The sequence below is a fragment of the Lutimaribacter saemankumensis genome, assembly GCF_900100005.1.
In the GTDB taxonomy this organism is placed as follows: domain Bacteria; phylum Pseudomonadota; class Alphaproteobacteria; order Rhodobacterales; family Rhodobacteraceae; genus Lutimaribacter; species Lutimaribacter saemankumensis.
This window is the reverse complement of the sequence record NZ_FNEB01000003.1, coordinates 82,481-104,290: the sequence shown is the minus strand read 5'-3', so window position 1 is coordinate 104,290 and position 21,810 is coordinate 82,481. Positions and strand designations below refer to the sequence as shown.

Annotated in this window: 25 protein-coding genes and 1 riboswitch; of the genes, 9 read left to right on the top strand and 16 right to left on the bottom strand. The window is 64.5% G+C overall.

All coding sequences use genetic code 11. The features are described from left to right. Positions 1–111: 111 nt before the first annotated feature. Together BLT50_RS07670 and BLT50_RS19255 are read left to right on the top strand one after the other, a co-directional pair. Positions 112–1,770 carry an NAD+ synthase gene (locus BLT50_RS07670; protein ID WP_090028078.1) on the top strand — a complete coding sequence of 553 codons (1,659 nt, stop codon included), beginning with the start codon at positions 112–114 and terminating at the stop codon, positions 1,768–1,770. Positions 1,771–1,877: 107 nt separating this feature from the next. Then, entirely contained in the window at positions 1,878–2,036 is a 159-nt protein-coding gene (locus BLT50_RS19255; RefSeq protein WP_175491424.1) for a hypothetical protein, read from the top strand. A gap of 6 nt (positions 2,037–2,042) precedes the next feature. On the opposite strand, the gene BLT50_RS07665 is transcribed toward BLT50_RS19255, so the two are convergent. Beyond that, entirely contained in the window at positions 2,043–2,435 is a 393-nt protein-coding gene (locus BLT50_RS07665) for a metallopeptidase family protein (protein WP_090028077.1), read from the bottom strand. A gap of 128 nt (positions 2,436–2,563) precedes the next feature. Between BLT50_RS07665 and BLT50_RS07660 the strand changes: the two genes are divergently transcribed. Then, positions 2,564–3,115, top strand: a complete 552-nt coding sequence (locus tag BLT50_RS07660) for a 2OG-Fe(II) oxygenase (RefSeq protein WP_090028076.1) — start codon at positions 2,564–2,566, stop codon at positions 3,113–3,115. A gap of 10 nt (positions 3,116–3,125) precedes the next feature. On the opposite strand, the gene trmB is transcribed toward BLT50_RS07660, so the two are convergent. The 6 genes from trmB to ybeY all read right to left on the bottom strand — a co-directional run bounded on the left by trmB (position 3,126) and on the right by ybeY (position 8,884). Continuing rightward, complete coding sequence (trmB, locus tag BLT50_RS07655) at positions 3,126–3,839, bottom strand: tRNA (guanosine(46)-N7)-methyltransferase TrmB (RefSeq protein WP_090028075.1); 714 nt, start codon at positions 3,837–3,839, stop codon at positions 3,126–3,128. Between the two features lie 49 nt (positions 3,840–3,888). Continuing rightward, a complete protein-coding gene (locus BLT50_RS07650) occupies positions 3,889–4,518 on the bottom strand; it encodes a glutathione S-transferase family protein (RefSeq protein ID WP_090028074.1) in 630 nt (209 codons plus the stop codon). Positions 4,519–4,638: 120 nt separating this feature from the next. After that, positions 4,639–5,820, bottom strand: coding sequence for a methionine adenosyltransferase (metK, locus tag BLT50_RS07645; RefSeq protein ID WP_090028073.1), 1,182 nt, complete (start codon positions 5,818–5,820; stop codon positions 4,639–4,641). A 6-nt stretch (positions 5,821–5,826) separates the two neighbouring features. Beyond that, positions 5,827–5,874, bottom strand: a riboswitch (SAM-SAH riboswitch). A gap of 33 nt (positions 5,875–5,907) precedes the next feature. Then, entirely contained in the window at positions 5,908–7,446 is a 1,539-nt protein-coding gene (lnt, locus tag BLT50_RS07640; RefSeq protein WP_090028072.1) for an apolipoprotein N-acyltransferase, read from the bottom strand. Position 7,447: 1 nt separating this feature from the next. After that, positions 7,448–8,347 (bottom strand): hemolysin family protein, encoded by a 900-nt coding sequence (locus BLT50_RS07635; RefSeq protein WP_090028071.1) that lies wholly within the window; start codon positions 8,345–8,347, stop codon positions 7,448–7,450. A 36-nt stretch (positions 8,348–8,383) separates the two neighbouring features. Further along, positions 8,384–8,884 (bottom strand): rRNA maturation RNase YbeY, encoded by a 501-nt coding sequence (gene ybeY, locus BLT50_RS07630; RefSeq protein WP_090028070.1) that lies wholly within the window; start codon positions 8,882–8,884, stop codon positions 8,384–8,386. Between the two features lie 109 nt (positions 8,885–8,993). On the opposite strand from ybeY, the gene BLT50_RS07625 reads away from it, so the two are divergent. Together BLT50_RS07625 and BLT50_RS07620 are read left to right on the top strand one after the other, a co-directional pair. Further along, positions 8,994–9,806 carry a hypothetical protein gene (locus tag BLT50_RS07625; RefSeq protein WP_090028069.1) on the top strand — a complete coding sequence of 271 codons (813 nt, stop codon included), beginning with the start codon at positions 8,994–8,996 and terminating at the stop codon, positions 9,804–9,806. Positions 9,807–9,810: 4 nt separating this feature from the next. Then, positions 9,811–10,464 carry a Fe2+-dependent dioxygenase gene (locus BLT50_RS07620; protein WP_090028068.1) on the top strand — a complete coding sequence of 218 codons (654 nt, stop codon included), beginning with the start codon at positions 9,811–9,813 and terminating at the stop codon, positions 10,462–10,464. Between the two features lie 52 nt (positions 10,465–10,516). On the opposite strand, the gene BLT50_RS07615 is transcribed toward BLT50_RS07620, so the two are convergent. From BLT50_RS07615 to miaB, 4 genes are all read right to left on the bottom strand, one after another. Beyond that, entirely contained in the window at positions 10,517–11,530 is a 1,014-nt protein-coding gene (locus BLT50_RS07615) for a PhoH family protein (RefSeq protein ID WP_090028067.1), read from the bottom strand. Between the two features lie 149 nt (positions 11,531–11,679). Beyond that, entirely contained in the window at positions 11,680–11,997 is a 318-nt protein-coding gene (locus BLT50_RS07610) for a hypothetical protein (RefSeq protein WP_090028066.1), read from the bottom strand. Positions 11,998–12,009: 12 nt separating this feature from the next. Continuing rightward, positions 12,010–12,597 (bottom strand): OmpA family protein, encoded by a 588-nt coding sequence (locus tag BLT50_RS07605; RefSeq protein WP_245723327.1) that lies wholly within the window; start codon positions 12,595–12,597, stop codon positions 12,010–12,012. A 200-nt stretch (positions 12,598–12,797) separates the two neighbouring features. After that, positions 12,798–14,120, bottom strand: a complete 1,323-nt coding sequence (miaB, locus tag BLT50_RS07600; RefSeq protein ID WP_090028332.1) for a tRNA (N6-isopentenyl adenosine(37)-C2)-methylthiotransferase MiaB — start codon at positions 14,118–14,120, stop codon at positions 12,798–12,800. A 114-nt stretch (positions 14,121–14,234) separates the two neighbouring features. On the opposite strand from miaB, the gene BLT50_RS07595 reads away from it, so the two are divergent. Further along, on the top strand, positions 14,235–15,101 hold the full coding sequence (locus tag BLT50_RS07595; RefSeq protein WP_090028065.1) for a glycosyltransferase family 2 protein: 867 nt from the start codon (positions 14,235–14,237) through the stop codon (positions 15,099–15,101). Between the two features lie 134 nt (positions 15,102–15,235). Here BLT50_RS07595 and BLT50_RS07590 read toward each other — a convergent pair whose 3' ends face one another. The 3 genes from BLT50_RS07590 to argH are packed head-to-tail and all read right to left on the bottom strand — an operon-like array spanning position 15,236 to position 17,089. Continuing rightward, positions 15,236–15,550, bottom strand: coding sequence for a DUF2834 domain-containing protein (locus tag BLT50_RS07590; RefSeq protein ID WP_090028064.1), 315 nt, complete (start codon positions 15,548–15,550; stop codon positions 15,236–15,238). Position 15,551: 1 nt separating this feature from the next. After that, positions 15,552–15,701, bottom strand: coding sequence for an argininosuccinate lyase (locus BLT50_RS18995; protein ID WP_139170490.1), 150 nt, complete (start codon positions 15,699–15,701; stop codon positions 15,552–15,554). Then, positions 15,698–17,089 carry an argininosuccinate lyase gene (gene argH, locus BLT50_RS07585; RefSeq protein WP_090028063.1) on the bottom strand — a complete coding sequence of 464 codons (1,392 nt, stop codon included), beginning with the start codon at positions 17,087–17,089 and terminating at the stop codon, positions 15,698–15,700. The genes BLT50_RS18995 and argH overlap by 4 nt, the downstream gene beginning before the upstream one ends. A 21-nt stretch (positions 17,090–17,110) precedes the next feature. On the opposite strand from argH, the gene BLT50_RS07580 reads away from it, so the two are divergent. From BLT50_RS07580 to BLT50_RS07570, 3 genes are all read left to right on the top strand, one after another. Further along, positions 17,111–17,716, top strand: a complete 606-nt coding sequence (locus BLT50_RS07580; RefSeq protein WP_090028062.1) for a TlpA family protein disulfide reductase — start codon at positions 17,111–17,113, stop codon at positions 17,714–17,716. 62 nt (positions 17,717–17,778) lie between these two features. Beyond that, entirely contained in the window at positions 17,779–18,171 is a 393-nt protein-coding gene (locus tag BLT50_RS07575) for a hypothetical protein (RefSeq protein WP_090028061.1), read from the top strand. Beyond that, positions 18,168–19,106, top strand: coding sequence for a sterol desaturase family protein (locus BLT50_RS07570; protein WP_090028060.1), 939 nt, complete (start codon positions 18,168–18,170; stop codon positions 19,104–19,106). Before BLT50_RS07575 ends, BLT50_RS07570 begins: the two co-directional genes overlap by 4 nt. Positions 19,107–19,118: 12 nt before the next feature. Here the strand turns inward: BLT50_RS07570 and BLT50_RS07565 are convergent, their stop codons facing one another. After that, positions 19,119–20,105, bottom strand: coding sequence for an NADPH:quinone reductase (locus BLT50_RS07565; protein WP_090028059.1), 987 nt, complete (start codon positions 20,103–20,105; stop codon positions 19,119–19,121). A gap of 82 nt (positions 20,106–20,187) precedes the next feature. After that, complete coding sequence (locus BLT50_RS07560; protein ID WP_090028058.1) at positions 20,188–21,762, bottom strand: bifunctional metallophosphatase/5'-nucleotidase; 1,575 nt, start codon at positions 21,760–21,762, stop codon at positions 20,188–20,190. Positions 21,763–21,810: the final 48 nt, after the last annotated feature.

Below are 21,810 nucleotides of genomic sequence, written 5' to 3'. Positions count from 1 at the left end.
AGGCATCGGGGTGTATCAACGCCTTTTGGGCCGCGCGGGCGGGTGCTTGCCCTTTCCCTTCGCCCGCGATCTGTTACATGGAAGCCGAGACTGGCAAGGGAACGAGCAAAGATGGCCGACCGGTTCCGCATCACACTGGCCCAACTGAACGCCACGGTTGGCGATATCGAGGGCAACGCCGCCAAGGCAAAGGCGGCCTGGGACGAGGCGCGCGCGGCGGGGGCCGACCTGGTCGCCCTGCCCGAGATGTTCATCGCCGGCTACAACATGCAGGACCTGATCCTGAAACCGGTGTTCCACCAGACCGCGATCGACCGGATCGAACAACTGGCGCGCGAGTGCGCCGACGGCCCGGCCATCGCCATCGGCGGCCCGACGCTGGACGGCGTGCGGCTGCACAACGCCTATTACGTCCTGCAGGGCGGCGAGGTGCGTGCCCAGGTGCTGAAACATCACCTGCCGAACTTCAACGTCTTCGACGAGGAACGCACCTTCGAATCCGGTGACGTGACCGGGCCCTATGTCGTCAACGGGCTGCGGATCGGCAGCCCGGTATGCGAGGACGCCTGGTACGAGGACGTGGCGGAAACGCTGGCCGAGACCGGGGCCGAAATTCTGCTCGTGCCCAACGGCTCGCCGTATTTCCGCGACAAGCTGGAACTGCGCCAGAACGTGATGGTGTCGCGGGTGATCGAAACCGGCCTGCCGGCGATCTATCTGAACCTCGTGGGCGGGCAGGACGACCAGGTGTTCGACGGCGGGTCTTTCGCACTCAACCCCGGTGGGGCGCTGGCGCTGCAGATGCCCGTGATGGAAGAGGCGATCGCCCATATCGACCTGGTGCGCGGGGCCGAAGGCTGGCGGATCGAACAGGGCCCGCTGGCACACGTGCCCGACGCGATGGAGCAGGATTATCACGCCATGGTGCTGGCGCTGCGCGATTATATGCGCAAGACGGGGTTCAAGAAGGTATTGCTGGGCCTGTCGGGCGGCATCGACAGCGCAATCGTCGCGACCATTGCAGCGGACGCCTTGGGGCCGGACAACGTGCGCTGCGTGATGCTGCCGTCGGAATACACGTCCGAGCATTCGCTCGAGGATGCAAAGGCGGTCGCGAAGAACCTTGGCTGCCGGTATGATTTCGTGCCGATCACCGAGGGGCGGCAAGCCATCACCAACACGCTTGCGCCGCTCTTCGAGGGCACGACACCCGACCTGACCGAGGAAAACATCCAGTCGCGCCTGCGCGGTCTGCTGCTGATGGCGCTTTCGAACAAGTTCGGCGAGATGCTGCTTACCACCGGCAACAAGTCCGAGGTCGCGGTGGGTTATGCCACGATCTATGGGGACATGGCGGGCGGCTACAACCCGATCAAGGATGTCTACAAAACGCGGGTTTTCGACCTGTGCCGCTGGCGCAATGCCCATCACCGCGACTGGATGATGGCGCCCGAAGGCGAGGTGATCCCCCAACGGATTATCGACAAGCCGCCCAGCGCCGAACTGCGCCCCGACCAGAAGGACGAGGACAGCCTGCCGCCCTATGACGTGCTGGACCGCATCCTGGAACTGCTGGTGGACGAGGATGCCAGTGTCGCCGATTGCGTGGCCGAAGGGTTCGACCGGGCGACCGTCGAGAAGGTCGAGCATCTGCTTTACATCAGCGAATACAAACGCTTCCAGTCGGCGCCCGGCACGAGGTTGTCGCGCAAGGCGTTCTGGCTGGACCGCCGTTATCCCATCGCCAACCGCTGGCGCGACCGGGGCTGACCGGGACAGCCCGTGCCATCATCGGGGCACAAATTCACCATGAATCGCAGGTATTCTGCACTGGTTGGTGTTGGCGAGGATGCGATATGGCGGTTTCGAGTAACTTGATGATCCTGCTGATGGCGCTGACCGTCTTTCTGACGATCGAACCGCGCGAGGTTCCGGCCAGCCCGTCGATCTGGGCGCTTTACAGCCCCGACGACCTTTGCCTGACGGACGAGGCGGATATGCCTGAAATGTCGATGATGTCGATGCCGGTCAACTGAACCGGGTCATTCCCACCATCGGTCGACACTGGCGATATCGTCGTCGGACCAGCCGAAATGATGCGCGAATTCGTGCACGGTGACATGCGCGATCAGCCGGGTCAGCGCAACGTCGCCGCGGTCGCGCCATTCGGCCAGGATCGGTTCGCGGAACAGCCACACCACGTCCGGCCCGAGGGGCTGATCCCAGACCGATTTCTCGGTAACCGGAATGCCATCATAGAGCCCCGTCAATTGCAGCGGATCGTCGAACCCCATGTCGTCGAGTATGTCATCGGGCGGCCAGTCCAGCACGCGCAGCGCCACGTCACGCGCCAAGGCGGCGAAAGGCGCGGGAAACGCCGCGACGGTGTCGCGCGCCACCTGTTCGAACCCGTCGAGATCCAGCACCCTGTCCATGCCCGCGATATGGGGCACCGCGCGCTGCGGGAAAAGGCCAAAAGCGACCTGCAGGGCGAAAACGGGCAAGCGGCGCCTGCCTTGCCGGGCTAGGCGTCGCCATCCCGCAACAAGGAAAGACAAATCAGGTGATCCACGTCCACCATGTCGAAGGCGCGTTTTCGCCTGCCGAAAGCAATGCCATCGTCGAACTGGCCTCGACCCGGACCAGCCGCGACGCAGGGCTTGTGGGGCAGACCCGTGATCACAACCTGCGCCGTGCCGATCTTGTCTGGCTTGACGATGTGCCCGGCACGGACTGGGTGATGGACCGCATCATCGACGTGGTGCGCAGCGCCAATCGCGATGCCTTCGGGTTCGAACTGACGGAGTTCGCGGAAAGCCCGCAGGTCGCGCGCTATGGCGCCGAACGCGAGGGTCATTTCGACTGGCATGCCGATATCGGCGACGCCCCGCTGGCGCGCAAGCGCAAGCTGACCTTCGTGGCGCAGCTATCCGACCCGCAGGATTACGATGGCGGCGTGCTGGAACTGATGCCGTCGGCCCATGTCATGCAGGCCCCGCGCGCGCAGGGCACAGCAACGCTTTTTGCCAGCTACCTGCTGCACCGGGTCACACCCGTCACGCAGGGCGCGCGCCATTCGCTGACGATCTGGGCGCATGGGCCGGCGTTCCGCTGAACGGCGCCGATCACAGCTTGCGGAAGGTCAGGTAATGCGGCGTACGGCCCTCGCGCAGGGCCTTTTGTTCATACCGGGTTGAAATCCAGTCGTCCCACGGCTCGCGCCAGTCGGCGGGGCGTTCGGCAAGCCATTCGAAACCGTGGCGCGGCACCTGTTCGAGCGTCTGGCGCACATAGTCGGGAATGTCGGTCGCCACCCGGAAGATCGCACCGGGTTTCAGCACACGGGCCAGCGGCTCCAGATGCTCAGGCGTCACGAAACGGCGGCGGTGATGGCGCTTTTTCGGCCACGGATCGGGATAGAGCAGGAATGCCCGGTCGATACTGGCATCGGGCAGAACATCGAACATGTCGCGCACGTCGCCGGGATGGACGCGCAGGTTTTCGACGCCCGCCTGCCGGATCTTGCCAAGCAGCATCGCGACGCCGTTGATATAGGGTTCGCACCCGATGATGCCGGCCTGCGGGTTCAGACTGGCCTGGTGCACCATATGTTCGCCCCCGCCGAAACCGATTTCCAGCCAGACGGGGCGATCCCCGAAAAGGCCGGACAGGTCCAGCGGCGTGCGGTCGGGGTTCACGTCCCAATCCACCGGACCCGGCGACAGCTTGCCGAGGTCTTCGTCCAGATACGCCTCCTGGCTGGGGCGCAGACTCTTGCCCTTGAGGCGGCCATAGAAATTGCGCCAGGGCGCGCCGGATTGGTGTTTTTGCTTGTCCATGGCCCGCCTCCTAGCGCCCGTTCGGGCCGGGATCAAGCGGGCGGATGGATCAAAGCGCGGCGCTGGGGCGGGCGCGCATGCGCTCCAGCCAGTCCTGCGTGGCAGCGTGATCTTCGGCCGGGCGCATTTTCACAACGCGGGCGAAATCGGTGAAAACGAATGCGGTGATATCGGCCATACTGAACGCCTCACCGGCCAGCCACGGGGTTTCGGACAGCCGCGCATCAAGCAGATCGAAGAACGCGGCCACGCGTTTGCGTCCGCGTTCGGCCAGTTCCGGGATCTGCGGCAGATCCAACGGCCCGGGCAGCGCGCGGCCCTTCATCGCGGGATGGGCGTTGCGGAACGCCTCGGCCACGGCCATGCCGCCCTGCGCCTCGGCAATCGCGTTCCACATCGCGACAAGCCCCTTTTCATCGGCCGTGCGCCCAAGCAATGGCGGTTCCGGGTGCATTGCTTCGATATAGGTGGCGATGGCCACGTTTTCGGACAGGACCGTGCCCTTGTCGGTGATCAGGACCGGAACGGTGGCGCGCGGATTCACCTTGAGAAAGGCGGGCGACATCTGTTCGCCATCGGCGATCGAGATGTTGCGGGTTTCGATATCCAGCCCCTTTTCGGCGATGAACATGCGCGCGCGGCGCGGGCTGGGGGCTGTCGGGCAGTCGTAGAAAATCATCGCGTGGCTCCTGTGCGTGCACGGGCAGTGTCGGGCCTGACCGCGCGGCGGACAAGAAAAACCGCGCGTCACCGGGTATGGTGGCGCGCGGCTTTGGTTTTTCTTCGCTATCGAAACGGCTCAGAGAACGCCTTTCAGGGCTTCGGCCAGATCGGTGCGTTCCCAGCTGAAACCGCCATCGGCATCGGGGTTGCGGCCGAAATGACCATAAGCCGCGGTGCGCTGGTAGATCGGCTTGTTCAGCCCCAGATGGGTGCGGATGCCGCGCGGCGTCAGGTCCATCACCTTGGGGACAGCGGCCTCGATCTCGGCCTCCGGGATTTCGCCGGTGTCATGCGTGTTGACGTAAATCGACAGCGGCCGCGCCACGCCGATCGCATAGCTGAGCTGCAGCGTGCACCGCTTGGCCAACCCCGCCGCGACGATGTTCTTGGCCAGATAGCGCGCGGCATAGGCGGCCGAGCGGTCGACCTTGGTCGGATCCTTGCCGGAAAACGCACCGCCGCCGTGCGGGGCCGCGCCGCCGTAGGTATCGACGATGATCTTGCGCCCGGTCAGGCCGGCATCGCCATCGGGGCCGCCGATCACGAACTTGCCGGTCGGGTTCACATGCCATTCCGTTGCGGCGCTGATCCATTCGGTCGGAAGAACCTCGCGGATATAGGGCTCGACCAGGGTGCGCACGTCGTCGCTGGTCATCGTTTCGTCCAGGTGCTGTGTCGACAGCACGATCTGCGTCACCTCGACGGGCTGGCCGTTTTCATACCGCACCGAAAGCTGCGACTTGGCGTCCGGGCCCAGCTTGGGTTCGGTGCCGTTCTTGCGGACCTCGGCCAGGCGGCGCAGGATCGCGTGGCTGAACTGGATCGGGGCCGGCATCAGCGCATCGGTTTCGTCGGTCGCATAGCCGAACATGATGCCCTGGTCGCCTGCGCCTTCGTCCTTGTTGTCGGACGCGTTCACGCCCTGCGCGATATGCGCGGACTGTTCGTGCAGCAGGTTGGTGATCTCGCAGGTGTTCCAGTGGAACTTGTCCTGCTCGTATCCGATGTCACGAATGCAATCGCGGGCGATCTGGTCGATTCGCCCCATGTATTCGGTAAGCTTGTCCTGATCGCTCAGCCCCACTTCACCGCCGATCACCACGCGGTTCGTCGTCGCAAATGTTTCGCAGGCGACGCGCGCCTCGGGTTGTTCTGCCAGGAAGGCATCCAGCACCGCGTCGGAAATACGGTCGCACACCTTGTCGGGATGCCCCTCCGATACGGATTCGGAGGTGAAAATGTAGTTCTGTCTTGCCATGAAAAGTGCTCCATTGGGTCAGCCCGCCACGCCAGGAAGCCGTTGTGACGGTGGGTCAGCATTCGTTACGCGCACGGACGCGCGGCGTCAATGCAGTTTTGTTCTCCGCGACATGGCGGCGGACAGGCCAAGCCCCGCCAGCACAACGACAATCAGGACGGCCAGCGGCGCATCGCCGGTACGGGCATAAGGCGTTGGCGGCAACGCCACGGGCAAAGCGGCATCGACAAAGCCGGCCTGTCCCAGCGGCACCTGCGCGGTCACGACCCCTCGGGGACCGATCATGGCTGACACCCCGGTATTGGCAACGCGCACCATCGGCAGGCCCTGCTCGACCGCGCGCAGCCGCGCCTGCGCAAGGTGCTGATACGGCCCCGAGACCCGGCCGAACCAGGCGTCGTTGGTGATCTGCAAAAGCAGGCGCGGGCGCGCGGGGGCGGCGGCCACGTCTTGCGGGAACACCGCCTCGTAGCAGATCAGCGGCAGCGCATGCCCGATCCCGGGCAGGTCCATCAGGCGCGCGCCCGGCCCCGGAGAATATCCGCGCCCCTCGGACGAAGCGAGCCCGTGAATGCCCCATTGCGCAAGCACGTCGCCCAACGGCATGTATTCCCCGAACGGCACAAGGTGATGCTTGTCGTAAAGCGCGCCCACCTGCCCGTCCGCATCGATACGCACCGCGCTGTTGAAGATGCGCATGTCGTCATAGCGCTGGATGCCCAGCACAACGGACACGCCCCCTGCCGCATCCGCCACCGCCGCCAATGCGTCTTCGGCCTGGTTCAACCAGACAGGCACCGCCGTTTCCGGCCAGACGATCAGGTCCGGTCGCGCGCCGTTTGGGGCGGCGGTGAAGGAAAGCTGCCGGTTGAAGAACACCGGGGCCTTTCGCGGATCCCATTTCTCGTGCTGCGGCGCATTCGGCTGCACCAGGCGCACCAGTGGGGTGTCGCCAGCAGGCAGCGGGCGGCCGGTTTCGTGCTGTCCCCAGGCAAAAACCGCGGCGAAAAGCGCGATCACAGGCAGGGTTTTCCATCGGTCGGGCGTGAAAATCCGCCATAGGCTGACCGCCATCGCGAGGGCAAGCAGCGACAAACCTGCCGGGCCGGCAAATGCAGCAACCTGCAAAAAGGGCGATGCGATCAGAACATGCCCGACAAGCGCCCAGGGAAATCCGGTGAAAATGTATGACCGCAGCAGCTCGGCCCCCGCCAGCGCGACGATCCAGGCCAGCGCCCGCCCCCCCAGGGCGCGCGCAACGCCAAAGGCCAACGCCCAGAACAGGGCCAGCCCGCCGGCCATGAACAGGATGGCAAACGGCGCCATCCAACCGTGGCGGGCAATGTCGACAAGGAAGGGTTCGACAATCCAGCTGAGTGCGGGCAGGAAATACCCCGCTCCCGCGGCCCAGCCGATCCAGGCCGCGCGCCGCCATCCCGATGTCATGCGGAACAGCGCAAACAGCACCCCAAACCCGACGAGCGCGAGCGGCCACAGGTTCAGCGGCGCCTGCCCCGAAGCCGCGACCATGCCGCCAAGTGCGGCAAACAGCATCATACGGCGTGTGGATTGCCCCCGGCCCCGGCTTTCCAGCCGCTCGATCAAACCGGGGGGGATGTCCTGCATCTCAGCCGTCTGCGCCGCCGTTCAGGCGCACACGCAGCCGCTTGATGCGGCGCGGGTCGGCCTCGACCACCTCGAATTCGGGTCCGACCGGGTGCTTGACCACCTCGCCCCGCACCGGCACCCGCCCCGAAAGCATGAAGACCAGCCCGCCCAAGGTGTCGATCTCTTCCTCGTCCACATCCTCGGTATCGGTAAGGGACTGGCCGATCTCGGCTTCGAACTCTTCCAGCGGGGTCTTGGCAAGGGCGAGATACTGCCCCGGCTTTTCGACGGTCCAGAACTTGTCGTCCTCGATATCGTGTTCGTCCTCGATCTCGCCGATCACCTGTTCGATCAGGTCTTCGATCGTGACGAGCCCGTCCACGCCGCCATACTCGTCGATCACCAGCGCCATGTGCTTGCGTTCGGTCTGCATTTTCTGAAGCAGGACGCCGATGCTCATCGACGGGGGCACATACAGCAGCGGCCGCAGCATTCCCTTGAGAGAAAAGGTTCCGCCCTTGCCGTTGAAGCCGTGGCGCAGCGCGAAATCCTTGAGGTGGACCATGCCCTGCGGGTTGTCCAGCGTGCCTTCGAAGACCGGAAGCCGGGTCAGCCCGGTTTCGCGGAATTGCTCGACCAGTTCATCCTTGCTGATGGTGCATGGGACCGCGACGATATCGGCCTTGGGAACGGCCACGTCTTCGACCCGCATTTGACGCAGGTTGGTAAGGCCCGGCAATGCCTCGAGCCTCGCGACACCCGCCTCGGACGAGTCGTCGCTGTCATCCGCGGGGCTGAGCGCCCCGATGATACGTTTGAAAAAACCACCCCCCGCGTCCTGCGAGGGATCATGCGTTTCGGTCTGTTCGCCCCGCGCGCTTTGCGCTGCGATAGAAGACCCGTCGGTACTGTCGCCCATCTGTCCTTTCCAAAAAGCGGGCCACAGGCCCTTCGATCATGAATATGGGTCACCGATACCCAGTTTGCCAAGTATCTCGACCTCGGTTCGTTCCATCAAAGTGGCGTCACGGTCACGAATGTGGTCATATCCCAGCAAATGCAACGTCGCATGAACGATCAGATGCGTCACATGATCGGCCATGGGTTTCCCGGCATCGGCGGCTTCGCGCGCGCAGGTTTCATAGGCGATCGCGATATCGCCCAACTCTTCCGGCGGTCCGGCATCCGGCGCTTCGGGCACGTCCGGTTCCCCACCGTCGTCGTCGGCAGCGCGCTCTTCGGCAGGCCAGCTCAAGACATTGGTCGGCTGCGGTTTTCCGCGAAAATCCGCGTTCAGGGATGCGATACGCGCATCGTCACAGGCCAGCAGCGCAATCTCGAACCGGTCCGGGGCAAGCCCCAGATGCACCAGCGCAGCCTGCGCGGCGCGGTCGGCCAACCCTTGCAGCGCAAGAGCGGTCCAGCGGTCGTCTTCGATGATCGTATCCACAAGCATGTGCTTGCCTTACCGCTTCGCACAGACCCGGAAAAGCGAGAAATCGCTTGACGGGGATGCGGACCCCTAATACCCAACCAAATTAATCGGAATTAAAAGGAGGCGCGAAATGACTGATGATTCCCCCAAGGCGCGCAAGGTGTCCGCCCGAAAATGGGCTGCCGTCACGATGGCCGGGCTGGCGGCGGTGCAGCCGGTCGCTTCGATCAGCCTGATGGCCGGACCCGCGTTCGCAAGCGAAGCCGGAGAGGCGGGCGAAGCCGGTGAAGCAGGCGAAGCCGGAGTGGCCCGGCAGGACGGGCCGACCGAGCTGCTGACCTCGCTGGGCTATTTCGAAGGCACCTACCGGATCGCCGCTGCGCTTTACCTGTCGGGACAGCGCGATCTTGCGCGCGAACATCTGGAAATGTCGCACCACGCCTTTTACGACGACATCGCACCCGAACTTGCGGAATACGACGCCCCCGGGTTCGAGGCGCAGGCCAACGCCCTGACCGATGCGATCGTGGCAGATGCCGACGACGATACCGTTCGCGCGGCCTATGACACCGTGCTGGGCGCGTTGACCACATCGGCCGCCGCCGCCGGTGCCAGCGGGTCTGAACGGCTGATGTCGATCAAGGAGCTGATCGCCCTGGCCGCCGCCGAATACGAAGGCGGCGTTGCCGCCGATGGCACGGTCGAGGTGCCGATCGAGTATCGCGACAGCTGGGGTTTTGCCGAAACCGCCCGCGCCCGCGCCGAGGCTTTGGCCGGCAGCGATCAGGCGGAATTGGCTCAGGCCGGCCGGGACGTACTGGCACAGCTCGACGGAATCGCCGCGCTGTATCCCGCTCTGTCGGCCGACAAGGGGGCCGCGGATGCCGGTCAGTTGAATGTCGCCGCCGGCTGGAGCGAAATCATCGCCCTGCGGCTGAAGTGACGGCATGACGATCGTTCTCAGCGATATATTGCCCGCCGGGCAGGCACAGGCGCTTTACCAGGCGGCCTGTGCCCTGCCCTTCGAAGACGGGTCGAAAACCGCCGGCCGCATCGCCGCGGCGGTCAAGGACAACGCGCAAGCCGCGGACAGCGGGGAAACCGGGGCCGTCCTGGAAACCGTGCGAAAGGCATTGCTGGCGCATCCGGTTTTCGCCGCGATGGCCTATCCCAAGCAGTTTGCCCGCATGATCGTGTCGCGCACCGAAGGCGGCGGACAATATGGCGATCACGTTGACAACGCCTTGATTGGCGGGGCGCGGGCAGATCTGTCCTTTACCTTGTTCCTGACACCTCCGAACACCTATGCCGGGGGTGAACTGGTGATTGCCGACCGGGTCGAGGACCGGGCGTTCAAGCTGGATCAGGGCGAAGCGGTGCTTTACCCGTCCGACAGCCTGCACCGCGTTGCCCCGGTCACGGACGGCGCGCGCATCGTCGTTGTCGGGTGGGTCACCAGCCGCATCCGCGACCCGCGCCAGCGCGAGATCCTGTTCGACCTCTGGCAGGCGGTCAATGCCGCCGAGGCGGCGGGCGACAGGGCACAACTGAACCTGTTGTCGAGATCGCGCAGCAACCTGTTGCGCATGTGGGCGGACTAGGCGCCGCTCCTGGCGGGCCGTTGGCCCGCCGGGCTTTCAGGCCGATCGAAGATCAGACAGTGCCGTCTGCGTCATATGCCTCGATGATCGCGGCCACCAGCGGGTGGCGCACCACGTCCTTGGCCGTGAAGTAGTTGAAGCTGATCTTGTCGATGCTTTTCAGCAGCCTTTCGGCGTCATGCAGGCCCGACGACACACCGCGCGGCAGGTCGATCTGGCTGCGGTCGCCGGTGATCACCATGCGCGAACCTTCGCCCAGGCGTGTCAGGAACATCTTCATCTGCATCGAGGTTGCGTTCTGCGCCTCGTCCAGGACCACGAAGGCATTCGACAGCGTGCGCCCCCGCATGAAGGCAAGCGGTGCGATCTCGATGCGCTTTTCCTCGATCAGCTTGGCGACCTGCTTGCCCGGCAGGAAATCGTTCAGCGCGTCGTAAAGCGGCTGCATGTAGGGATCGACCTTGTCCTTCATGTCGCCAGGAAGATAGCCGAGCTTTTCGCCCGCCTCGACCGCCGGCCGGCTGAGGATGATGCGATCCACCACGCCATTGATGAACATGTTCACGCCCACCGCGACGGCGAGGTAGGTCTTGCCCGTCCCCGCCGGCCCGATGCCGAAACACAGTTCGGACTGGAACAGGTTCTTCACATAGGCCTTCTGGGCGTCGGTGCGCGGCTCTACCAGTTTCTTGCGCGTCTTGATCTCGACCGCGCCGCCCTTGAACATTTCAAGCTGGTCGCCATCGCGGCTGCCGGTGTCCGCATCCGAGGCGCCCATGCGAATCTCGCGGTCGATATCGGCGCGTCCGACCTCGCGCCCGGCTTCGAGCCTGGTGTAAAGCGCATTGAGAACTTCGACCGCTTCGGCTGTGGCGTCTTCTTCGCCGATCACCGCCAGCTCGTTTCCCCGGCGCAGGATTTGCACACCCAGCTTGGATTCTATCTCTGCAAGGTTGCGGTCATATTCCCCGCAAAGATCGATCAGAAGACGGTTGTCGGGGAAATCTATCAGGCGCTCGCTAAGCGCGGTCAGATCGGTCGCCGGGGGCAGAACGCTGGTAGCCAATCAGCTCTCCTTGTCTGTGTTCGGTTTCATGGTGCCAATTTGGGTGGGCAGGTGCAAGCGGATGGTCGGAAATGTCATCTGCCTGACACGAAAAACGCCGCAGGCCTGGCAACCTGCGGCGTTTCTTTGAGCAATGCGGCCCACGGCGATCAGAGCGGATCTTCGATCGTCTGGCCGGCCTTGTAGGGCCCGGTGGCCGTGTTGGGCGGTGCCGCGCCCGAGCAGACGGGCTTGCCGTATTTGTCCAGCCGCTGCGACAGGTAACCTTCGACGCCGTCATCGATGATCCAGTGATCGCAGCCGTTCGGGTCGACCCAGATACCGGCGGTCATCGTGCTCAGGTGATGGCTGCGGAACCCGTAGTCGCGGGTCTTGTCGGTCTTCACCTTGCCAAAGCCGCCTTCGCCAAGACATCCCGACAACGCCATCGCGGCAACCAGGAGCGTTCCAATCTTAAACTTGTTCATCGCAACGCCCCCTTACTGGATACAGATGATTTCGACGCGGCGATTCTGTGCCATGCCGGCCGCGGTGCCGTTGGGCGCCTTCGGCATACGTTCGCCGTATCCGCGCACATCGACAATCTTGGCGCCGATGCCCGCTGCCACGCGGGCAACCGCATTCGCCCGGTTATAGCTGAGGCGCATGTTGTATTCGTCAGAGGCGCGGCTGTCGGTATGACCGGCGATGATGTAGGCCCGCGCCTTGGAAGAGCGGAAGAAATTCTGCAACTGGGCCTTGCCCGCTTGCGAGATGCGATAGCTGTCGGTCGCGAAATACTGATCCGAATTGACCACGCCGCAGACATTGCCGCGGCGGCAAACCGGGATGCCCTGGCGGTTGACATGCGGGGTCATGTACCCCTCGAAGCCGTCATCCATGACCCAGTGTTCGCACCCGTCCGGGTCGATCCAGATCGTGGGTGCGTAGCGTTCGTTCGTCGCGCCGCCTCTTTTACCGAAAAGTCCCTCTTGCGCGACTGCGCCCGAGGCGAATACCGCACCCGCCAAAACGGACAGGGCCGCAGCCCGTGCCGTCTGTTGGAGTGCCTTGGAAAAACTAACCACAGCTCTCGTCCTAACTTGTTGTCCCCCAGGCCCTGATACCCACAGATGTGGGACCAGTTGACCTCACGGGTACAGAATGTAGGAATTTCAAGCCGCTGTGAAGAAAAAAAGCCCCGTTATTGTATCCCATCGGGAAACACCGGGACGAAAACCGCGCTTCGCCCTGCCCGATCGACCCGGCAAGCGTAAGATGCGCGCCGTCAGACGATTTCCCCGGCCAGCGAGTTGGGCCCGCTCTGCGTGATTCGAACGCGAGCGATCTTTCCGATCTCGGCGCGTGGGTCCGTCACATGCACGGCGTGAAGGTAGTCGGACTTGCCGACCATCTGGCCATCCATCCGGCCCTTCTTTTCGAACAGAACGCCAACCTCACGGCCGACCATCGCGTCCTGGATGGCGCGCTGTTGTTCTGTGATCAGCGCCTGCAACCGCGCAAGCCGGTCGCTTGCGACATCCGGGTCGACCTGCGCGCGTTCGGCGGCGGGGGTGCCGGGACGCGTAGAATACTTGAACGAAAACGCCTGTCCGTAATTGACCTGCCGGATCAGATCCATCGTGTCCTCGAAATCCTGGTCGGTCTCTTCGGGGAAGCCCACGATGAAATCGCCCGAGATCAGGATGTCGGGGCGCGCGGCGCGAATTTTCTCGATCAGGCGCAGATAGCTGTCGCGGTCATGGCTGCGGTTCATCCGCTTGAGGATGCGGTCGCTGCCCGACTGCACGGGCAGGTGCAGATACGGCATCAGCTTGCCGCATTCGCCATGGGCTGCGATCAGGTCGTCGGTCATGTCGTTTGGGTGGCTGGTGGTAAAGCGGATACGCTCCAGCCCGTCGATGCGGTCAAGCTCCCAGATCAGCCGCGCCAGCGACCAGTCGGCGCCATCCGGGCCTTCGCCGTGATAGGCGTTGACGTTCTGGCCAAGCAGGGTGATTTCGCGCACGCCGCGTTCTACAAGATCGCGCGCCTCGTCCAGCACGCGGATCACGGGGCGGCTGACCTCGGCGCCGCGCGTGTAGGGCACGACGCAGAAGGCGCAAAACTTGTCGCAGCCTTCCTGCACGGTCAGGAACGCGGTCGGGCCGCGCTTCGCCTTGGGGCGGGATTTCAGGATCTCGAACTTGTCCTCGACGGGAAAATCGGTGTCGAGCGCCTTTTGCCCCTGCCCCGCCTTCGCTTCGAGTTCGGGCAGGCGGTGATAGCTTTGCGGACCGACCACGAGATCGACCATCGGCTGGCGGCGCATGATTTCCTCGCCCTCGGCCTGGGCGACGCAGCCCGCAACGCCGATCTTGAGATCGGGTTTCTCCGCCTTCAGCCCCTTGAAGCGGCCAAGCTCGGAATAGACCTTTTCGGCCGCCTTTTCCCGGATGTGACAGGTGTTGAGAAGGATCATGTCGGCGTCTTCGGGGCTGTCGGTGGTGACATATCCCTGCCCGCCCAGCGCCTCGGCCATGCGTTCGCTGTCATAGACGTTCATCTGACAGCCATAGGTCTTGATATAGAGTTTCTTGGCCTCGCCCATCGCGCCGGTCCTGTCCTGTCGCATTGCGCGTCCCTATAACAGATCGGTCCTGCCTTGCAATGCGGGGCGAATTGTCCGACCTTCCGCAACAATCACGATCAAGACACGGGCAGTATGCGACACCCATCGTTGAAAGAGTTTCTGAACAAGGGGGCCAAGGTACTGGCCCGAGGCCCGGTGGCCCTGATTTTTGCCGAGGACGACACCGAACTCGACAGTACCCTGCGTCACCATCTGAGCTGCGGCTTCAAGACGGTGATCCTACTGGCCCCGCCCGATCTTCGGATCGCGGCCGACGTTACCGACAAGGTCATCCGCATCGACCACGACACGCTGGCGGACAACGCCCTGACCGATGCGGTGAACGCGATGATCGAGGCCGCGCCGGGGACGTGGTTCTATTACTGCTACAACGCGGAATACCTGTTCTACCCGTTCTGCGAAACGCGCACCGTCGGCGAAATGCTGAGCTTTCATACCGAGGAACGGCGCGACGCGATGCTGACCTACGTGATCGACCTGTATGCCGGCGATCTTTACGCCCACCGGAACGCAGTATCGCTGGAGGACGCGCATCTGGACAAATCGGGCTATTACGCGCTGGCCCGCCCCGACCCGGCGACAAAGGAGCCGAAGGAACGGCAGCTGGATTTCTTCGGCGGACTGCGCTGGCGGTACGAGGAACACATCCCCGCCCCGCGCCGCAAGATCGACCGCATCGCCCTGTTCCGGGCCGGCCCGGGCCTGCGTCTGCGCGAAGATCACACGTTTTCGGACGAAGAGTACAACACCTACGCCTGCCCCTGGCATCACAACCTGACGGCGGCGATCTGTTCGTTCCGCACCGCCAAGGCGCTCAAGCGCAATCCGGGATCGACCTTCGATATCGAAACGTTCCGCTGGCACAACTCGGTGCCGTTCGAATGGCATTCCCGGCAATTGCTGGATCTTGGCCTGATGGAACCGGGGCAATGGTTCTGAGCCGGGTGTGATCCCGCGGTGCGCGCCTGAAGGCGCGCGCAGGTCTTGCATCGCTTACGCGATGCGGTCAGGGGGCGCTGCCCCCGTCCGCGCCTGCGCGGACTCCCCCGGGATATTTCCCGAAAAGAGAAAACTCAGACAGGCCGCGTACGCAGGAACAGGTAGAGCGGCAGCCCGCAGCTTACGCCAATGCAGAATGTGGCCGGGATCGCGACAAGCGCCGTCCAGTTGCGGCGGGTTGCGACCTCGGCCAGGATCCAGACGGTCAGCGCGATGGCCGCGATCGTCAGATCCCAGGTCAGGCCGGTGGTCGAGGTGTTGACGTACCACGCGTCGATCAGCCCGGACAGCCCGGTGCCGGTTTCCGTCATGTAGCTGACGAAATAGTACATCGGGTGGATGGCGCCCCAGACCGCCAGCCCGAGATAGATCATGCGCAGCGGCGACATCTCAGCCCGACACCCCGATGGTCACGTCGCCGGTGACGCTGATACCGGTGCTGGTGCCTGCGTCGATCGCAAGGCTGGGGCGGATCGGTTCGCCATCCGCGCCGCAAGCGGCAAGCAGGGCGAGGGTCAGCAGGGCGGCGACTGGTTTCATCCAAGAACCTCTTTCCAGCGGGCGATCTGTGCACGCACCTGTTCGGGGGCGGTGCCTCCGTAGGATGTGCGCGAGGCGACCGAGTTTTCAACCCCGAGCACGCCAAAGACGTCGTCGGTGATTTCCGCATGCACCGATTGCATGTCCCCGAGCGTCAGGTCCGGCAGGTCGCAGCCCTTTTTCTCGGCCAGCGCGACCAGCGTTCCGGTGACGTGATGGGCATCGCGGAACGGCATGTTGAGAACGCGCACCAGCCAGTCGGCCAGGTCGGTCGCGGTGGAAAACCCGCTGCCCGCCGCCGCCGCAAGGCTTTCGCGGTTGGCCGACATGTCGCGCACCATCCCTTCCATCGCGGCAAGCGCCAGCATCAGGTTGTCGGCGGCGTCGAAGACCTGTTCCTTATCTTCCTGCATGTCCTTGGAATAGGCCAGCGGCAGCCCCTTCATCACCGTCATCAGCGCGACATTGGCGCCGAAGATGCGCCCGATCTTGGCGCGGATCAGCTCGGCCGCGTCGGGGTTCTTTTTCTGCGGCATGATCGACGAGCCGGTCGAGAACCTGTCGCTGAGCGTGACGAAGCGGAACTGTGCGCTGGACCAGATCACCAGCTCTTCGGCGAAGCGCGACAGGTGCATCGCGCAGATCGAGGCGTCAGCCAGGAATTCCAGCGCGAAGTCGCGGTCGCTGACAGCGTCGAGGCTGTTGGCGGCGGGCCGGTCGAATCCCAGCGCCTGCGCCGTCATGTGCCGGTCGATCGGGAACGAGGTACCCGCCAGCGCCGCCGCCCCCAGCGGGCATTCGTTCATCCGCGCCCGCGCGTCGCGGAACCGTCCGACATCGCGGCCGAACATTTCCACATAGGCCATCATGTGGTGGCCCCAGGTGACGGGCTGGGCGGTCTGCAGGTGGGTAAAGCCAGGCATCACCCAGTCGGCCCCGGCCTCGGCCTGCGCCAGCAGCGCGCGGATCAGCGCCTGCAGCCCCTCGATCGCGGCATCGAACTGGTCGCGGACCCACAGCTTGAAATCCGTGGCGACCTGGTCGTTGCGCGACCGGCCGGTATGCAGACGCCCCGCCGGTTCGCCGATGATTTCCTTCAGCCGTGCCTCGACATTCATGTGGATGTCTTCCAGCGCGGTGGAAAACTGAAAGGTTCCGCCCTCGATCTCTGACAAAACGGTGAGCAAGCCTTTCCGAATGGCCTCGGCGTCGCTATCACTCAGGATGCCTGTCGCCGCCAGCATCGCGGCATGGGCGCGCGAGCCGGCAATGTCCTGTGCCGCCATTCGCTGGTCGAACCCGATCGAGGCATTGATCGCCTCCATGATCGCGTCTGGCCCGGCGGAAAAGCGGCCGCCCCACATCTGGTTCGAGCTGTCGTTACCCATGTCTGTCCCTTCGGAGGAAAAATGCGTCTGAAACGGTCCCTGGTGCTTTATACGTCCATCGCCGCCTGTGCAATTGCAGCGATCGGCTGGGTCGCCATGAAAGACCCCGCGCAGGTGATCCCCGCCGGGCTGGAGAACCGGGCCGAGCTGGAAGGGCTGCGCACCGGCGACATGAAGAAGCTGCAGTTCCACGCCGCACCCAAGGCGCTGCCCGTCATCGCCTTCGACACCGCCGAGGGCGGAAAGGCCACGCTGGCCGACTATGCCGGCAGGGTGACGGTGGTGAATTTCTGGGCCACCTGGTGCGCGCCCTGCCGCAAGGAAATGCCGATGCTCGACGCGCTGCAGGACGAGTTGGGCGGCGAGGCGTTCGAGGTGGTCACCATCGCGACGGGCCGCAATGCACCACAGGCGATGAAGGCATTCTTCGAAGAGATCGGGGTGAAACACCTGCCGCTGCACCGCGATCCGAATTCGGCGCTGGCGCGGGGCATGGGGGTGCTGGGCCTGCCGGTGACGGTGATCCTGTCGCCCGAGGGTGTCGAGGTGGCGCGGCTGACCGGCGATGCGGACTGGTCGTCGGACAGCGCCAAGGCGATCCTGCGCGCGATGATGACAGGCGGCTGACCCCACGCCACCTTTGACAGCCTTCGCCTACCCCGCTTTGATATCGGGCGGGAGGAAGGCGGATGCCGCTGCACATTCTGGGAATTCTGGTGATCGGCGGGATCGCGGGCATTGCGGTGCTGTTGCATCTGCTTGGCCTGTCGCGTCCCCGGCGGTTCGAGGATGAGGCCGCCGCGCGGTCGGCCTGGGCCGAAGAATTCCCCGAAATCCCCGCAAACCGCGCAGTTTTGTGCCGGAACCGCGCGGCCGCGCTGATCCAGACGGCACAGGGGCCGGGCGTCGTCTGGCCGATGGGTGCGGACAGCACGGCGCGGTTCCTGCATGGCGCACGGATCACGCGAACGCGCGACGGGCTGCTGATCCGGCTGCCCGACTACACCGCCCCGCGCATCCGGCTGGTGCTTGAGCCCGACGAGGCCGAGGCGTGGCTTACAGACCTGGAGCAAACCGCATGAGCGATCAATTGACCTACCCGGACGTCGTACAGATGGCGGTGCCATTCTTCATCGCTGCGATCCTGATCGAGCTTTTGTGGATCGTCATCAAGGGGCGCGGCGGGCGGTACGAGACGCGCGATGCACTGACCAGCCTGATCATGGGCGCGGGCAACGTGATCTCGGGCATCCTTCTGGGGTTCATCGCCTACGGGTTCTTCATGCTGCTGTGGGAGATCACGCCGCTGGACCTTGGCACCGCCTGGTACGTGGTGCTGTTGTGCTTCGTGCTGGACGATCTGCGCTATTACTGGGTGCACCGCTTTGGCCATCGCATCCGCTGGGTCTGGGCCAGCCATGTGAACCACCATTCCAGCCAGCATTACAACCTGACCACGGCGCTGCGGCAAACATGGACCGGCACGTTCACCTTCATGATGATCGTGCGCGCGCCGCTGATCCTGCTGGGGTTTCACCCGGCGATGGTGCTGTTCTGCGGCGGGCTGAACCTGATCTACCAGTTCTGGATTCACACCGAGGCGATCGGCCGGATGCCCCGCTGGATCGAGGCGGTGATGAACACGCCCAGCCACCACCGGGTGCATCACGGACGCAATCCGCGCTACCTGGATGCCAACTACGCGGGTGTGTTCATCATCTGGGACAAGGTGTTCGGCACCTTCGTGCCCGAGCTGGACGAGGAGAAACCCGATTACGGGCTGGTGCACAACCTTGGCACCTTCAATCCGATCCGGGTCGCGTTTCACGAATGGATGGGCATTTTCCGCGATGCCACGCAACCGGGGCTGACATGGCGGGAGAGGCTGAATTACTGCATTCAGCCGCCGGGCTGGAGCCATGACGGCAGCCGCGACACATCCGAGGCGATCAAGCGCAAGCATCTTGCCCGCAACCCGCAGGATGCGGGCACACCGGGTTTTTCCGAACCGCGCTGAGCCCGCCTGCGATCAGGTTTCCAGCAACACCGCGCCTGCGCGTCCGCCTGCCTCTATGCACGCGTGCGCCTTGGCGCAATCGGCCAGCGCAAAGCGCGCGTGGATCGCGGGCGACAGCGCGCCTTCCTTGATCGCATTGTGCAGCGCGTCGATGGCCGCCTGGCGGGGTGCCGCCTGCAACAGGTAGATCAGCACGATGTCGATGGTGATCGCCTTGAACAGGTAAGCCCCGAATGGCAGCACCGGGTTCATATCGAGCGCCGAGCCATAGGCCGCGACCGTGCCGTTTTCGGCCATCGCCTCGGCCAGCATCTGCGCGTTGACGCCGAATTCGGTTTCGACCGCGCGGTCGATGCCGCGCCCGTCCGTCATGTCGATCAGTTTCGCGGGCAAATCGGGGTCGCGGTAATCCAGCACCTCGGCGGCGCCCGCCGCGCGCACGCGGTCGGCGTCCCGGGGCGAACAGGTGGCGATGACGCGGGCACCTGCCCAGGCGGCCAATTGCACGGCATTGTGGCCCACGGCCCCGCCCCCGCCGGAAATCAGCAGCGTCTTGCCCGCGACATCGCCGCCACCCAGAACCGCGTGCGCAGCCGTCAGGCCTGGAATGCCGAGGGTCGCCCCGACTTCGGCGCTGATCCAGTCGGGCCGCCTGACCGCCTGTTCGGCGGGCAGCGCAATGTGATCTGCGGCCGTGCCAAAGGCCCGCCGCCATTGGCCGTTCCAGATCCAGACCGCTTCGCCCACGCGTGCGGGGTCGACGCCTTCGCCCACGGCCACGATTTCGCCCGCACCGTCGGAATGCGGGATGATCTGCGGGAATGGCGGCTTCGTCACGCCGGGGCGGCTGCCTGCCCGCGCCTTGACGTCAGACGGGTTCGCACCCGAATGGCTGAGGCGCACCAGAACCTCGCCGGGCGCCGGATCGGGCGTGGGCAGGTCGTGCAGTTCCAGCACATCGGCTGCTGGGCCGAACTTGGAATAGGTGATCGCTTTCATGATGTCTCCCCCCGTTTTGCTGCGAAGCTAGGGGATTTTGGCCGGGCCGAAAAGGCCCGGCCTGCCGGACCGCACGAGCGGTTCAGCGCGCGGTGATGCGGCCATCCAGATAGGGCGCATAGGGTGCGTTCTGCGCCAGGAATTCGGCCGTCACATCCGCAAGGTCCGGGCCGAAATCATAGACGTTGGTGGCCTCGGTCGCGAACATCTTGTAGCCGTCCCCGCCGTTGCGCACATAGTTGTTCGACACAACGCCATATGTCTTGGCAGGATCGAGCGTGGCCCAGCCGTCGGCCCCCATCACCTCGACCGAGATCACGCGGCTTCCCGGTTCGGCCCTGGGATCGTAGGCGAATTTCATGCCGGCCACCTGCGGGAACCGGCCCGCGCCGTCCTCGATCTGGCTCAGGCCGTTTTCCAGCGCGTCCAGGATCACCGCGCCCGTCACCTGGAAGGTCGACAGCGTGTTCTGGAAGGGCAGCACGGTCAGAACCTCGCCCATCGTCACCTCGCCCTGATCAATCGAGGCGCGCAGGCCGCCACCGTTCTGGATGGCAATCTGGATGCCCTGGTCGCGGACCCGCGCCAGCATGGCATCGGCCACCAGGTTGCCCATGGTACATTCGCCCGCGCGGCACGATCCGCGCTCGCCGTCGATGGCCTGCGCGGTTTCAGCGACCACGCGGTTACGGATTTCATCCAGCGGCTGCGCCAGCTCGGCGATGCGGGCAACGGTGGCCTCGTCCTCGGGGATGGCGGCGTCCATGATCAGCGGCTCGCCCGTGGCCTCGGTCAGGTTGCCGGCATCGTCGAAGGTCACCTTCAACTCGCCCAGGAACTTGCCATAGGCATAGGCCGACACGATGGCGGTGCCGTTGATCATGGTTGGGTACGGCCCCTCGGCCCGGTCGGAAGTGTTGGACAGGTAGGTGTTGGTGTGCCCGCCCACGATCACGTCGACGCCCGTGGTTTCGGCCGCAACCCGCTGATCCACGCCATAGCCCGAATGCGACAGCACGATGATCTTGTTCACCCCTTCGGCGGTCAGGCGGTCGACCTCGGCCTGAACGGCATCGACCGGGTCGGTGAAGGTGATGTTGGGGCCGGGGCTGGCCAGTTCGTCGGTGTCCTGCGGCGTCAGGCCGATCAGGCCCAGCCTTTCGCCGCCGCGTTCGATCACGGTGGATTTCTTGAGCACCCCGGCAAGCTGCGGTTCGCCCGAGACATCGGCGTTCGACATCAGCACCGGAAATTCCACCGCATCCATGAACCCGCGCAGCACTTCGGGGCCGTCGTCGAATTCGTGGTTGCCGACGGTCATCGCGTCGTAGCCGAGCTTGTTCATGAACTCGGCCGCCATCTTGCCCTTGTAGTAGGTGTAGAACAGCGTGCCCTGGAACTGGTCGCCGCCGTCGAACAGCACGGTGTTGTTCGACCGCGCGCGCGCATCGGCGATGGCGCTGACCAGCCGCGCGGTGCCGCCGAAACATTCGCCGGCCTGGTTGTCTTCGGCCGAACAGCCGCTGTCATACTTGCTGATCGGTTCGAAGCGCGCGTGGAAATCGTTGGTGTGCAGGATGGTGAGGCTGTAATCGGCCTGCGCCACGCCGGCACAGAACATAAGCGCCGCGGCGCTCGTCATCGGTCGGAACGACATCGGGAATCCCCCTGTTGGTTTTTATGGTATTGCGGGAATGGTGCTACG